Origin of the sequence: Qipengyuania xiapuensis (assembly GCF_019711395.1) — a bacterium.
In the GTDB taxonomy this organism is placed as follows: Bacteria; Pseudomonadota; Alphaproteobacteria; order Sphingomonadales; family Sphingomonadaceae; genus Qipengyuania; species Qipengyuania xiapuensis.
Genome location: NZ_JAIGNL010000002.1, coordinates 628,415 through 640,672 on the forward strand (window position 1 = coordinate 628,415; position 12,258 = coordinate 640,672).

Below are 12,258 nucleotides of genomic sequence, written 5' to 3' on the forward strand. Positions count from 1 at the left end.
CGATCAGGCTCCCGGAAGATCGAGGATACGTTTCGAGATCACGTTGAGCATCACTTCGCTCGTACCGCCCTCGATCGAATTGGCCTTGGTGCGCAGCCAGTTGCGTGCAGGCTTGCCGCCGCTGGTCTCGTCGCTCTCCCATTCGAGAGCAAGGCTGCCGCCCGCCGCCATCATCAGCTCGTGCCGACGCTTGTTCAGCTCGGTCCCGGCGTATTTCATCATGTTCGGCTGGGCGGGATGCGCCTTGCCGACCTTGAGTTCGTCGAGGAATTTCTCGCCCATTGCGGAGTATGCCAACGCGTCGACGTCGAACATGGCGAGTTCCGCACGCAGCACGGCATCGAGTTCGCCGGCATTACGCTTCAGCGCGGCGCCTATAGCTGCCGTGCGATCTCCGCCGCCTGCGCCCGAGATCATTTCGCGCTCGTGGCCGAGGAGGTATTTCGCAACGTCCCAGCCGCGATTGATTTCGCCCACGTAGCCGGGGATGTCATCGCCATAGCTCTTGGGCACCTTCACATCGTCGAAGAAGGTTTCGCAGAACGGGCTGTTGCCGCTGATCAGCTTGATCGGCTTGGTCGAGACGCCTTCGCCCGCCATGTCGAACAGCATGAAGGTGATGCCCTGGTACTTGTTCTGCTTGTCGGTGCGGACGAGACAGAAGATCCAGTCTGCTTCATCGGCATAGGAGGTCCAGATCTTCTGGCCGTTGACCACCCAGTGGTCGCCCTTGTCCTCGCCGAAGGTCTGCATCGACACGAGGTCGGAGCCGCTACCCGGTTCGGAATAGCCCTGGCACCAGCGGATTTCACCGCGGGCGATCTCGTTGAGGAAGCGCTGCTTCTGGCCTTCGGTGCCGAAGTGCAGCAGCGCCGGGCCGAGCATCCAGATGCCGAAGCTGGAGAGCGGCGGGCGCGCACCCATGCGCGACATTTCCTGGCGCAGGATCTTGCCTTCAGCCGGGCTGAGACCGGCGCCGCCATATTCGGTCGGCCACTCGGGAACGGTGTAGCCCTTGTCGCGGCAGACCTCGAACCACGCTTTCTGCGCATCGTTCTTGAAGGTCGCGTTGCGGCCGCCCCAGTAGACGTCTGCTTCGTCGCGGACGGGCTTGCGCATTTCGGGTGGGCAGTTGGCTTCGAGCCACTCGCGCGTCTCGGCGCGGAAGGCTTCCAGATCGGACATGACCGACTCCTCTCAAGTCTCCTCAGTTGACGTTTACGTTAGGGTGATTCGGGCAGGTCTCGCAAGGGCGATCATGGCGAGGCGCAATGCCGTAGCGTCAGCCGGTTTGCGTTGACGTAAGGGGCAGCGCGCCTAAGCTTGCAGCCGAGGAATTCCGGGAGAGAGACATGCGATTCAGTGGCAAGACCGTCGTCATTACCGGTGCGGCATCGGGGATCGGCGCGGAGACCACACGCCTTTTCGCGAGCGAGGGAGCGACCGTCTTCGCTTCCGACATCGACGATGCCGGCGGCAAGGCATTGGAAAGCGAGACAGAAGGCGATGTCCGCTATCGCCATTGTGACGTCTGCTCGCCCGAGGACATCCGCAAGCTGATGGATGGCGCGGCGGAAGAGACCGGCGGGATCGACGTCGTTTTCAACAATGCCGGGGCCGGAGGGGCGCGTCCGGATATCTCCGAAATCGAGCCCGACGAGTGGGACCGCACGATGGACCTGCTGCTGCGATCGGTGGCGATGGGTATCCGCTATGCCGTGCCGCACATGAAGGGCCGCAAGGGCGCGAGCATCGTCAATGTCTCCAGCGTCGCAGCGGTCGGACCGGGCTATTCGCCGACCGCCTATGCCGTCGCCAAGGCGGGCGTGCTCCACCTCACCAAATGCGCGGCCACCGATCTCGCGCAGCACGGCATCCGCGTGAACGCGATCCAGCCGGGCTTCATCAACACCAACATCTTCACCTCTTCGCTGGAAGTACCCGAGGAGATGGTGAGCATGGCCAAGGCGGCCATCGCGCAGATGTCGTCCAATGCGCAGCCTGTCATGCGCGGCGGCCAGCCTCGCGACATTGCCGAGGCGGTGGCATTTCTCGCCAGCGACGCAGCAGGCTTCATGACCGGCGCATCCATGCTGGTCGATGGCGGCATCACGCTCGGCCCGCGGCACAGCTGGGACCCTGAAACGCCGGGCATGTTCGAAGCGCTCGAGGCGATGGAGAAACAGGCCCAGGGCCAGGCCTGATGGCATTCGTATCGGGCCCCATCCCCCAGCGGCTCAAGATCATACATGGCTTCGGCGCAGTCGCGTTCGGAGTAAAAGACAGCGGCTTTTCCTTCTTCCTGCTGCTCTATTACAGCCAGGTCCTCGGAATGGACGCGGGCACTGTCAGCCTCGCGCTTCTGCTCGCCCTCCTCTTCGATGCGGTGATCGACCCGATCCTCGGCAATCTGTCCGACCGCACCTATTCGCGCTGGGGACGGCGCCTGCCGTGGCTCTATGCCGCACCCATTCCGCTCGCGATCGCCTGGGTCTTGCTCTGGTCCCCGCCGACCAGCAGCACACCGACCTTCGGCGAACTCTTGACGATCGCGATCGTCGTCAGGGTCCTGCTCTCGGCATGCGAAGTTCCCTCCGTCAGCCTCGTGCCCGAGGTCACAAGCGACTATGACGAGCGCACCACGCTGTTCCGATACCGCTTCCTGTCGGGCTGGCTCGGCGGACTGCTGATGATGGTGCTGGCATATCTGGTGTTCATGCCGGGCCCGGACGGCCTGCTGCAGCCAGAGGGCTATGTCCCCTTCGGCATCTTCGGCGCTTTCCTGATGGTCCTGTCGGTCATCGGATCGGCAGCCGGACAGCATCGGATCGTCGCGCATCTTCCCGAGCACAAGCCGCCGCCCTTCTCGCTTCGTGTCGCCTTCCACGAAATCTTCCAGGCCTTCTCGGAGAAGTCCTTCCTGATCTTCGCGGCTGGCGGCCTCGCCGCCTACGTCAGCCAGGGCATGACCTTCTCGATATCCAACTATCTCAACCTGTTCGTCTGGCAGCTCGATCGGACCGAACTGGTATTCTATCCGGTCACGCTCTTCCTGTCGGTGATCGTCATGTTTCTCTTGGTCGGCCCGATGCACCGCCGTTACGGGAAGCCGAAGAGCGCAGTCATCGGCGCTATCGCCAGCGTTTCGCTGATGAGCGTACCCTACGTACTCCTCCTGCTCGGCGCCTGGCCCGAGCCGGGCACCCTGCCCTCCACTCTTGCTTTCTTCGCCTTCCTGCTGGTTTCAAATACGCTCGGCGTGGTCATGATGATCTCCGCTACGAGCATGATCGCGGAAATCGTCGAGGCCTTCGAGGAACGCACGCACCGCCGCGCGGAGGGCGCATTCTATTCGGGCAACTGGCTCGTCCAGAAATGCGCAACCGGCTTCGGCATTTTCCTGACCGGACAGATCATATCGTGGTCGCAGCTTGCGCCGGGGATCGAGCCCGGCGCGGTCGAGCCGGAAGTCGTTCGCGACATGGTCATGTATTATATCGCTTTCAGCGTCGTGCTTGCGGGCATCGCAGCCTACTGGCTCGGAAATTTTCCGATCAGCCGCGAGGAGCACGAGGCACGGGTCGATACCCTTGAGAAACGCCGCAAGAAGGCGCTCGACGCCGCTGCACGCGGTGACATAGATGCCGGAACGATCGTTCCGTGACACGGATAGCAACCTAATCCCTTGGCTTGGAACGCGCGCTCTGCCAGTTTCACGCCGCAACTGAATTGAGAGAGGAATATCGAGATGGATTTCGAACCCACTGAAAGGCAAGTCTACTGGCGCGACCGGGTAAAGAACTTCATCGAGGATCATATCCGTCCCGCCGTCCCGACCTACAAGGCGCAGGACGCCGAAGGTGACCGCTGGAAAGTCATCCAGGTCGTCGAAGACCTGAAGGCCAAGGCCAAGGCGGAAGGCATCTGGAACCTCTTCATGCCGCCGCGCAACGACGGCCACCACCATGTCGACGAGACCTATGATTTCGAAGGCCCGGGCCTGACAAACCTCGAATACGCGCTCTGCGCCGAGGAAATGGGCCGCATCGGTTTCGCATCGGAAGTCTTCAACTGCTCCGCGCCCGACACAGGCAACATGGAGGTCTTCCACCGCTACGGCACGCGTGAACAGAAGGAAGAGTGGCTCACCCCGCTGATGAACGGCGAAATCCGTTCCGCCTTCCTGATGACCGAGCCCTTCACCGCGTCCTCTGATGCCACCAACATCGAGACCCGCATCGAGCGCGACGGTGACGAATATGTCATCAACGGCCGCAAGTGGTGGAGCTCGGGCCTCGGCGATCCGCGCTGCAAGGTCGCCATCGTGATGGGCAAGACCGACTTCTCCGCCGGCCGCCATGCCCAGCAGTCGATGGTGCTCATGCCGATCGACGCTCCTGGCGTGAACGTGCTGCGCCACCTGCCAGTCTTCGGATATGACGATGCGCCGCACGGCCACATGGAAGTCGAACTGAAGGACGTGCGCGTTCCAGTCACCAACATGCTGCTCGGCGAAGGCCGCGGCTTCGAGATCGCGCAGGGCCGCCTCGGCCCGGGCCGTATCCACCACTGCATGCGCACCATCGGCGTTGCCGAAGAAGCGCTGCACAAGATGTGCAAGCGCCTCCAGGAGCGCGAGGCTTTCGGCAAGCCGATCTACAAGCACTCGGTCTGGGAAGAGCGTGTTGCGCGTGCCCGTATCGACATTGACATGACCCGCCTGCTCTGCCTCAAGGCCGCCGACATGATGGACAAGGTCGGCAACAAGGCCGCCAAGCAGGAAATCGCCATGATCAAGGTTCAGGCGCCGAACATGGCCCTCAAGATCATCGACGATGCCATCCAGGCGCATGGCGGCGGCGGTGTGTCCGACGACTACGGTCTCGCCAATGCCTATGCGCATCAGCGCACGCTGCGCCTTGCCGACGGTCCGGACGAGGTCCACGCCCGTTCGATCGCCCGCATGGAATTCGCCAAGCACATACCCGAGGAAGGCCCGACTGCCAACGCGCTGCGTGAGGGCAAGGCACCGACCGACGGCAATTCGAACCTCAGCTCGGGCGACATGGGAGCGACGCGCTGATGGCGAAGGCTGCAATTCTTGAGCAGGTCGGCGGCCTGACGATCGGCGAGGTAGAACTCGCCGATCCGGCTCCGCACGAGGTCCTGATCGACACCAAGGCCTGCGGCCTGTGCCATTCGGACTTGCACTTCATCGAAGGCACCTATCCGCATCCCCTGCCCGCCATTCCGGGCCATGAGGCTGCGGGCGTCGTGCGTGCTGTCGGCAGCGAAGTGAAGACGGTGAAGCCGGGTGACCATGTCGTTTCCTGCCTTTCCGCCTTCTGCGGCCACTGCGAATTCTGCGTCACCGGCCGGATGGCCCTCTGCATGGGTGCGGACACACGCCGCGGCCAGACCGCGGCGCCGCGCATCACGCGCAACGGCGGCGAGACGGTTGCCCAGATGCTCAACCTGTCGGCCTTCTGCGAGCAAATGCTGATTCACGAGCACGCCTGCGTCGCAATCGACAAGGACATGCCGCTCGACCGTGCTGCGGTCATCGGCTGCGCCGTTACGACCGGTGCGGGCGCAATCTTCAACGCTTGCTCCGTCGTTCCGGGCGAGACTGTCGCCGTTGTCGGTTGTGGCGGCGTGGGTCTTGCCACCATCAACGCTGCCAAGATTGCCGGGGCCGGCAAGGTCATCGCCATCGACCCGCTGCCCGAGAAGCGCGAACTCGCGCAGGTTCTCGGCGCGACGCACACGGTCGATGCCATGGCCGACGATGCCGTCGATCAGGTGATGAAGATTTCGGGCGGCGGCGTGCATCACGCGATCGAAGCCGTGGGCCGTCAGGCCTCGGCGGATCTCGCGGTCAAGGTCCTGCGCCGCGGAGGCACGGCCACGATCCTCGGCATGATGCCGCTGGACTGCAAGGTCGGCCTCGGCGCCATGGACCTGCTCTCTGGCAAGAAGCTGCAGGGCGCGATCATGGGGATGAACCATTTCCCGGTAGACCTGCCGCGCCTCGTAGATTTCTACATGCGCGGCCTGCTCGATCTCGACACGATCATCGCCGAGCGTATCCCGCTCGAGAAGATCAACGAAGGCTTTGAAAAGATGAAGGGCGGCCATTCCGCCCGCAGCGTGGTGGTGTTCGACTGATGAGCGAAACAGGCATGCCCGAAATCGACTTCGACAAGGAAATGGTCGGCACGATCGACGTGCCCGAGCGCGACCAGCTCGATCTCGACGCGCTGACCACGTGGTTCGAGGAGAATGTCGAGGGCTTCGAAGGCCCGATCTCCTATTCGAAGTTCAAGGGCGGCCAGTCGAACCCGACCTATCGTATCGACACGCCCGGCCGGTCCTACGTGCTGCGCCGCCAGCCCTTCGGCAAGCTGCTGCCCAGCGCGCATGCGGTGGACCGCGAGTACAAGGCCATGCACGCGCTGGGGCCGACGGGCTTCCCCGTGCCCAAGACCTACGGCCTTTGCGAGGATCCCGAGGTCATCGGCTCGAAGTTCTTCGTCATGGGCCTCGCCGACGGCCGCTCGCTGTGGAACGGTTCGCTGCCGAACAACACTCCGCAAGAGCGCCGCGAAATCTACAATGCCATGATCGACACCATGGCCGAGCTCCACCTGCGCAAGCCGGACGAGATCGGCCTAGGCGACTACGGCAAGCCGACCGACTATTGCGCGCGCCAGATCGCGCGCTGGTCGAAGCAGTACAAGCTTTCCGAAACCGAGCACATGCCCAAGATGGAGCGGCTGATCGAATGGCTGCCGCAGACCATCCCGCCGCAGCATGAAAGCAGCGTGGTCCACGGCGACTACCGCCTCGACAACATGATTTTCGAGAAGGACGAGAACAAGGTTCTCGCGGTTCTCGACTGGGAGCTGTCGACGCTGGGCGATCCGATCGCCGATTTCAGCTACCTCATGCTCAACTGGCACAATCCGCATGACGGGCGTGCCGGCCTGCTGGGCCTCGACCTCGAAGAACTCGGCATCCCGTCGCAGGACGAGGCCGTGGAACGCTATGTCGCGAAGACCGGCTATCCGGTCCCGCCGATGGACTGGTATTTCGCCTACAACCTCTTCCGGCTTGCAGGGATCATGCAGGGCATCAAGAAGCGGGTGATAGACGGCACGGCTTCATCCGCGCACGCCAAGTCGATGAGCGAGCGTGTCGGCCCCCTGGTGGACCGCGCCTACGAATTCGCGCAGGCAGCAGGGATGGACTAGCGCGCCCACGCTGCTAACGACCTCTCCGAAAGTTCAAACGGAGACCAGCATGAGCGCCGACCTCGAAAACCGCATCGAAGCCGCGTGGGAAGACCGCGCCAACGTAACGCCGCAATCGAGCGACGTACGCGAAGCGGTCAATGCTGCGCTCAAGATGCTCGACAGCGGCGAAGGCCGCGTGGCCGAGCCCGATGGCAAGGGCGGCTGGACCGTCAACCAGTGGCTCAAGAAGGCCGTCCTCCTCTCCTTCCGCCTCAACGACAATCGCGTGATGGACGGTGGCAGCGCGGGCCATCCGGCCTTCGACAAGGTCCCGAGCAAGTTCGCCGGCTGGGACGATGCCCGTTTCCGTGAGGCGGGTTTCCGTGTCGTGCCCGGCGCAATCGCGCGCGAGGGTGCCTACATCGCGCCCGGCTGCGTGCTGATGCCCAGCTTCGTCAATATCGGCGCCTATGTCGGCAAGGGCACGATGGTCGACACCTGGGCCAGCATCGGCTCCTGCGCGCAGATCGGCGAGAACTGCCATATCTCGGCCGGCGCCGGCATCGGCGGCGTGCTCGAGCCGATGCAGGCCAACCCGACCATCATCGGCGACAACTGCTTTATCGGCGCTCGCTCCGAGATCGTCGAGGGCGTGATCGTGGGCGAAGGCTGCGTCGTTTCGATGGGCGTCTTCATCACCCAGTCGACCAAGATCGTCTATCGCGACACCGGCGAGGTGATCCGCGGCCACCTCCCGCCCTATTCGGTGGTGGTGCCCGGTACGCTGCCCGGCAAGGACGGCGGCCCCGGCCTCGCCTGCGCAGTGATCGTCAAGACGGTCGATGCCCAGACACGTGAAAAAACCGGGATCAACGACCTCCTGCGCGACTGATCGAACCCCCGCTCGAGGGGGAACATTCGCCACTCCCGACCGTAGAACTGCCTGAAACCTGCGGGATCGCGCAATTCCAGGGAGTTTGGTGAATGTATAAAGAGGGCGATGAAGTCCACGTAGACGAAGTCGAAGCAAGCGGTGGCTCGAAAGAGGGCGTCGTTCGCTGGGTGCTGGCTGGCGGACTGATTCTCGCCATCCTGCTCATGTCGATCGTCTGGATCATTCCTGCATTGTCTGAGGGCGATGTGGAGGAAGAGGCCACGGTGAGCGGCGAACTGCAGTCGATGGAAGAGGAAGGCGACGGCACCGACAGCATCGTCGGCGTTCCCAGCGAGACCGACCTCGGCAATGACGAGGACGCGGTTGCACCATTCGACGACCAGACGACCACCGAGGACGGGATCGAAGTAATCGAGAACTGACCGTTACCAGGAGCGAGGTCGCATGAGCAATTCGAACAGTTTCCAGACCGACCAGTACGTCAAGTGGAACTGGGGCAATGGAGAAGGCAAGGGCCAGATCAAGGAGCGTTTCGAACGCGAGGTCACCCGCACTCTCCAGGGCACCGAAGTCACCAAGGATGGTGACGGGGACAATCCCGCCTACCTGATCAAGCAGGAAGACGGCGACGAAGTGCTCAAGCGCGGCAGCGAACTCGAAGCACAGGACTGACGGACATGCCCGAAGCCAGGAGCAAGGCGCAGCAGCAGGCCGCCGGCGCGGCCCTGTCGGCCAAGCGCGGCGAAACGGATGTCGGCGACCTGCAGGGCGCATCGAAGCAGATGTACCAGTCGATGAGCGAGGACGAACTGGAGGAAATGGCCTCTACGGACCGTTCCGACCTCCCGGAGAGCGCTGCGGATTGAGAGGTAGCTGTCCGGCATGACCGAAGGCCTGCCTGACGATACCCAGGTGATAGAGGCAACCTTCAACGAGCAATTGCTCGTCGGGGTCGCCATGATCGCCCTATGCGTGCTGATCCACGGGATCGGCCTCTTCACGATCCAGAGGATCCTGACAGGCGAAACCATGCGGGAACGCGTGAGCAGCCTGCGCCCCCTGTCGTTCACCGGATCGGCCTTCACCGTACTCGCAGTCTTCGCGATCATCGCGATCCATTTCGTCGAGATCTGGCTCTTCGCCTTTCTCTACGACTATCTCGGCGCGCTCCCCGATTTCCGCGAGGCGCTGTATTTCTCGACCATCAGCTACGCGACCATCGGATATTCCGATGCGTCGATCGCCGAACAATGGCGCATGGTTGCAGCGCTGCAGGGCGTGCTCGGCATCATCCTGCTGGGGTGGTCGACCGCGTTCTTCGTGCGTGTGCTGGGTCGGCTCGAAGGGGACGATGCCGAGCCGCGATAAGTGGTTTCAGCCCTCCCCGTCGCGGTCGCCACCAGCAGGATATTCGAAGGGCACTGCGCCTTCCTGGCTCGCTGCATAAGCCTCGGCCTCGCGCATGACGCGCATCATGTTGCGCATCGAGATCTTTTCGAGATCGGCCTGCGAATAGCCGCGTCGTGCCAGTTCGGCGAATAGCAGCGGATATCCGGAGGTGTCCTCCATCCCTGCGGGACCATAGGGCATCCCGTCGTAGTCCCCGCCGATCCCGATGGCATCGATCCCGGCAATGCCGCGTATGTGATCGATGTGATCGGCCATATCGCCAATGGTCGAGACAGGCTGGCGGTTCTCCGCGTCCCATTTCGCCAGGCGAGCCTCGACTTCGTCGGGCAGGCCGGAGAAGAGCGCTTCGAGGCGTGCTTGCTCCGCCGCACGGTTAGCCGCGTGATTGCGCAGGTCCTCGTTGATGAACCAGGGAAGCGCCACGACCATCACGATTCCGCCATTGGCCGGCAGCCGTTCGAGCACGCTGTCGGGTACATTGCGCAGATGGCCGGTGACGGCGCGCGCACCCGAATGGCTGAAGATCACCGGAGCGCGGGCGACATCGAGTGCGTCATGCATCGCTTCCTCGCTCACGTGGCTGAGATCGACGAGCATGCCGATCCGGTTCATTTCGCGCACCACGTCCATGCCGAAGGCGTTGAGGCCGCCATGGCGTGGCTTGTCGGTCGCGCTGTCGGCCCAGTCGAGCGTGCGTCCGTGGGTCAGTGTCATGTAGCGCGCGCCCAGATCGTACATCTGGCGCAGGACCGCGAGGCTGTTGCCGATCGAATGGCCCCCTTCCATGCCCATGAGCGAGGCGATCCGGCCATCGGCCACCGCCGCCTCGACATCATCGGCACTGAGCGCGAGCTGCAGCGCATCGGGGTTCTGCGCGATCAGGCGCTTGGTCACGTCGATCTGTTCCATCGTCGCCTGCACGGCCTCGGGCTCCTCGAGCGAAGCACTGACGTAGACCGACCACCACTGCGCGCCGACCTTGCCCTTGCGCAGGCGGATGATGTCGCTGTGCATGGCAGCGCGGGTCTCAGTCGCGGTGTCGAGCGTGTCGACGAAGTCGAAATCGCCGATCACGTTGCCGAAACGCCCGCGCAGCTGGATCGGAACGTCGTTATGCCCGTCGAAGACGGGTGCCGCGTCGAGCGCGGCCGCCGCAACCTCTTCGGGCGTCTCCTGCGCGGAGAGCGGCGCTGCCATCAATGCCAGAAATGCCAGGACGGTGCTCGTGCGAAATGCGTTCACTTGTCTCTCCTCGTCGGAACCCTATGACGTGTCGATGGCTCTTCTAGCGAAACCAACGCCATTGAAAAGGGACTGCCCATGACTGTCGTCGCACGCTGGAACGGAGAGGAAATCGCGCGCAGCGACGATACCGTCGTTGTCGAGGGCAACCACTATTTCCCGCCGTCCGATGTCGCTCGCAGCGCGCTCGTGCCGAGCGAGAAAACGAGCGTCTGCCCGTGGAAGGGCACCGCCCAATACCATTCGATCAACGCAGGCGGCGCGATCAATAACGATGCCGCTTGGTACTATCCCGAACCCAAGGATGCGGCCTCCGAGATCAAGGACCGGATCGCCTTCTGGAACGGTGTCGAGGTGACCGAAGAGTGAGCGAGGCGCGTGCGCTTATCGAGAGGCTCGGCCTCGCCCCGCATCCGGAAGGCGGGTGGTACCGTGAGACCTGGCGCGCGCCTGCCGAAGACGGCGCGAGGGCCAGCGCGACGGCAATCCACTTCCTGCTCGAGGCGGGCCAGTCGTCGCACTGGCACAAGGTCGATGCTGCCGAAATCTGGCTCTGGCATGCAGGCGACCCGCTGACGCTTTCGCTCGCCGAGAGCGACGACGCGCCTGTGACGACGGTCACACTCGGGCCCGACGTTGCTGGCGGGATGGCGGTCCAGCATGTCATCGAGCCGCATCACTGGCAGGCGGCGCGCCCTGCCGGTGACGAGCACGGATACGTCCTCGTCTCCTGCATCGTTTCGCCCGGTTTCGAATTTCCCGGCTTCGTGCTCGCCGAGGAAGGTTGGTCGCCGGGATGATCCGCACAGGCCTGCGCTGGCTTCTTTCGGCGTTCTACGCCTTCGCGGGATATGCACACATCGTGCGACCCGAAGGTTTCCTCGCAATCATGCCCTCTTGGGTGCCGGAGCCCGAAGCAGTCGTCTTCTGGACCGGCATAGCCGAACTGCTGGGCGCAGCGACGCTGCTCCAGCCGTGGCATCGCGAATTGAGGAAGGCGGGCGCAATCGGCCTCGCGCTATACGCAGTCTGCGTCTTCCCCGCCAATATCAATCACTTCGCGCTCGACATGGCGCGCGAGGACGGGGGAATGGGGCTCGCCTATCACGTACCGCGCATGATCGCGCAGCCCGTACTCGTCTGGCTTGCCCTGTGGGTTGGCGGCGTCACGGACTGGCCGTGGCGCCGCCGCACCGCATGATCAGGACATGTGCTTCGAAACAGCACCGGTCATCTTGAACATGGAGATCTGATCGTTGCCGATCACCGCGCCGAGCTTGGCGTCGGGATTGATCATCCGCTTGTCCTTGCTGTCCTGCAGGTTGTTCGCCTTGATGTGGTCCCACACCTTCGAGGTGACCTGGGCACGAGTCATCGGGCCCTTCCCGACCACGTTCTCGAGCTCCGGAGTGAGATTCACCGGCTTTTGGAGTGCGTTGTTCTTGCCAGCCATTTCAGTATCCTTTCACTTGGCTA

The 12,258-nt window shown here is 63.3% G+C and carries 16 protein-coding genes; 13 read left to right on the top strand and 3 right to left on the bottom strand.

Going from position 1 to position 12,258, the window contains the following annotated elements:
- Positions 1 to 3: 3 nt before the first annotated feature.
- On the bottom strand, positions 4 to 1,185 hold the full coding sequence (locus K3163_RS12265) for an acyl-CoA dehydrogenase family protein (protein WP_221554403.1): 1,182 nt from the start codon (positions 1,183 to 1,185) through the stop codon (positions 4 to 6).
- A gap of 167 nt (positions 1,186 to 1,352) precedes the next feature.
- Between K3163_RS12265 and K3163_RS12270 the strand changes: the two genes are divergently transcribed.
- The 10 genes from K3163_RS12270 (at position 1,353) to K3163_RS12315 (ending at position 9,498) form a co-directional block, all read left to right on the top strand.
- On the top strand, positions 1,353 to 2,204 hold the full coding sequence (locus K3163_RS12270) for an SDR family NAD(P)-dependent oxidoreductase (protein WP_221427633.1): 852 nt from the start codon (positions 1,353 to 1,355) through the stop codon (positions 2,202 to 2,204).
- A complete protein-coding gene (locus K3163_RS12275) occupies positions 2,204 to 3,664 on the top strand; it encodes an MFS transporter (RefSeq protein ID WP_221427632.1) in 1,461 nt (486 codons plus the stop codon). The genes K3163_RS12270 and K3163_RS12275 overlap by 1 nt, the downstream gene beginning before the upstream one ends.
- A gap of 84 nt (positions 3,665 to 3,748) precedes the next feature.
- Complete coding sequence (locus K3163_RS12280) at positions 3,749 to 5,083, top strand: acyl-CoA dehydrogenase family protein (RefSeq protein ID WP_221554404.1); 1,335 nt, start codon at positions 3,749 to 3,751, stop codon at positions 5,081 to 5,083.
- Entirely contained in the window at positions 5,083 to 6,168 is a 1,086-nt protein-coding gene (locus K3163_RS12285) for a Zn-dependent alcohol dehydrogenase (protein WP_221554405.1), read from the top strand. The genes K3163_RS12280 and K3163_RS12285 overlap by 1 nt, the downstream gene beginning before the upstream one ends.
- The gene (locus K3163_RS12290; RefSeq protein WP_247712671.1) at positions 6,168 to 7,253 is read left to right on the top strand and encodes a phosphotransferase family protein; all 1,086 of its coding nucleotides are present in this window, start codon (positions 6,168 to 6,170) and stop codon (positions 7,251 to 7,253) included. The genes K3163_RS12285 and K3163_RS12290 overlap by 1 nt, the downstream gene beginning before the upstream one ends.
- A 49-nt stretch (positions 7,254 to 7,302) precedes the next feature.
- Complete coding sequence (gene dapD / locus K3163_RS12295; RefSeq protein ID WP_221554406.1) at positions 7,303 to 8,127, top strand: 2,3,4,5-tetrahydropyridine-2,6-dicarboxylate N-succinyltransferase; 825 nt, start codon at positions 7,303 to 7,305, stop codon at positions 8,125 to 8,127.
- A 92-nt stretch (positions 8,128 to 8,219) separates the two neighbouring features.
- The gene (locus K3163_RS12300) at positions 8,220 to 8,552 is read left to right on the top strand and encodes a hypothetical protein (protein WP_221554407.1); all 333 of its coding nucleotides are present in this window, start codon (positions 8,220 to 8,222) and stop codon (positions 8,550 to 8,552) included.
- A gap of 22 nt (positions 8,553 to 8,574) precedes the next feature.
- Positions 8,575 to 8,802, top strand: coding sequence for a hypervirulence associated TUDOR domain-containing protein (locus K3163_RS12305; RefSeq protein WP_221427627.1), 228 nt, complete (start codon positions 8,575 to 8,577; stop codon positions 8,800 to 8,802).
- 5 nt (positions 8,803 to 8,807) lie between these two features.
- Entirely contained in the window at positions 8,808 to 8,996 is a 189-nt protein-coding gene (locus K3163_RS12310) for a DUF3008 family protein (protein ID WP_221427626.1), read from the top strand.
- A gap of 16 nt (positions 8,997 to 9,012) precedes the next feature.
- Positions 9,013 to 9,498: a potassium channel family protein gene (locus K3163_RS12315; protein ID WP_221554408.1), complete on the top strand. Its 486-nt coding sequence runs from the start codon at positions 9,013 to 9,015 to the stop codon at positions 9,496 to 9,498.
- A gap of 6 nt (positions 9,499 to 9,504) precedes the next feature.
- On the opposite strand, the gene K3163_RS12320 is transcribed toward K3163_RS12315, so the two are convergent.
- On the bottom strand, positions 9,505 to 10,737 hold the full coding sequence (locus K3163_RS12320; protein ID WP_221554598.1) for a dipeptidase: 1,233 nt from the start codon (positions 10,735 to 10,737) through the stop codon (positions 9,505 to 9,507).
- A gap of 123 nt (positions 10,738 to 10,860) precedes the next feature.
- Here K3163_RS12320 and K3163_RS12325 point away from each other — a divergent pair, with 123 nt between their 5' ends.
- The 3 genes from K3163_RS12325 to K3163_RS12335 are packed head-to-tail and all read left to right on the top strand — an operon-like array spanning position 10,861 to position 11,983.
- Positions 10,861 to 11,151 carry a DUF427 domain-containing protein gene (locus K3163_RS12325; protein ID WP_221427624.1) on the top strand — a complete coding sequence of 97 codons (291 nt, stop codon included), beginning with the start codon at positions 10,861 to 10,863 and terminating at the stop codon, positions 11,149 to 11,151.
- Positions 11,148 to 11,582 carry a cupin domain-containing protein gene (locus tag K3163_RS12330; protein ID WP_221427623.1) on the top strand — a complete coding sequence of 145 codons (435 nt, stop codon included), beginning with the start codon at positions 11,148 to 11,150 and terminating at the stop codon, positions 11,580 to 11,582. Before K3163_RS12325 ends, K3163_RS12330 begins: the two co-directional genes overlap by 4 nt.
- On the top strand, positions 11,579 to 11,983 hold the full coding sequence (locus tag K3163_RS12335) for a DoxX family protein (RefSeq protein WP_221554409.1): 405 nt from the start codon (positions 11,579 to 11,581) through the stop codon (positions 11,981 to 11,983). The genes K3163_RS12330 and K3163_RS12335 overlap by 4 nt, the downstream gene beginning before the upstream one ends.
- On the opposite strand, the gene K3163_RS12340 is transcribed toward K3163_RS12335, so the two are convergent.
- Positions 11,984 to 12,235 carry an SWIB/MDM2 domain-containing protein gene (locus K3163_RS12340; RefSeq protein ID WP_221427621.1) on the bottom strand — a complete coding sequence of 84 codons (252 nt, stop codon included), beginning with the start codon at positions 12,233 to 12,235 and terminating at the stop codon, positions 11,984 to 11,986.
- Positions 12,236 to 12,258: the final 23 nt, after the last annotated feature.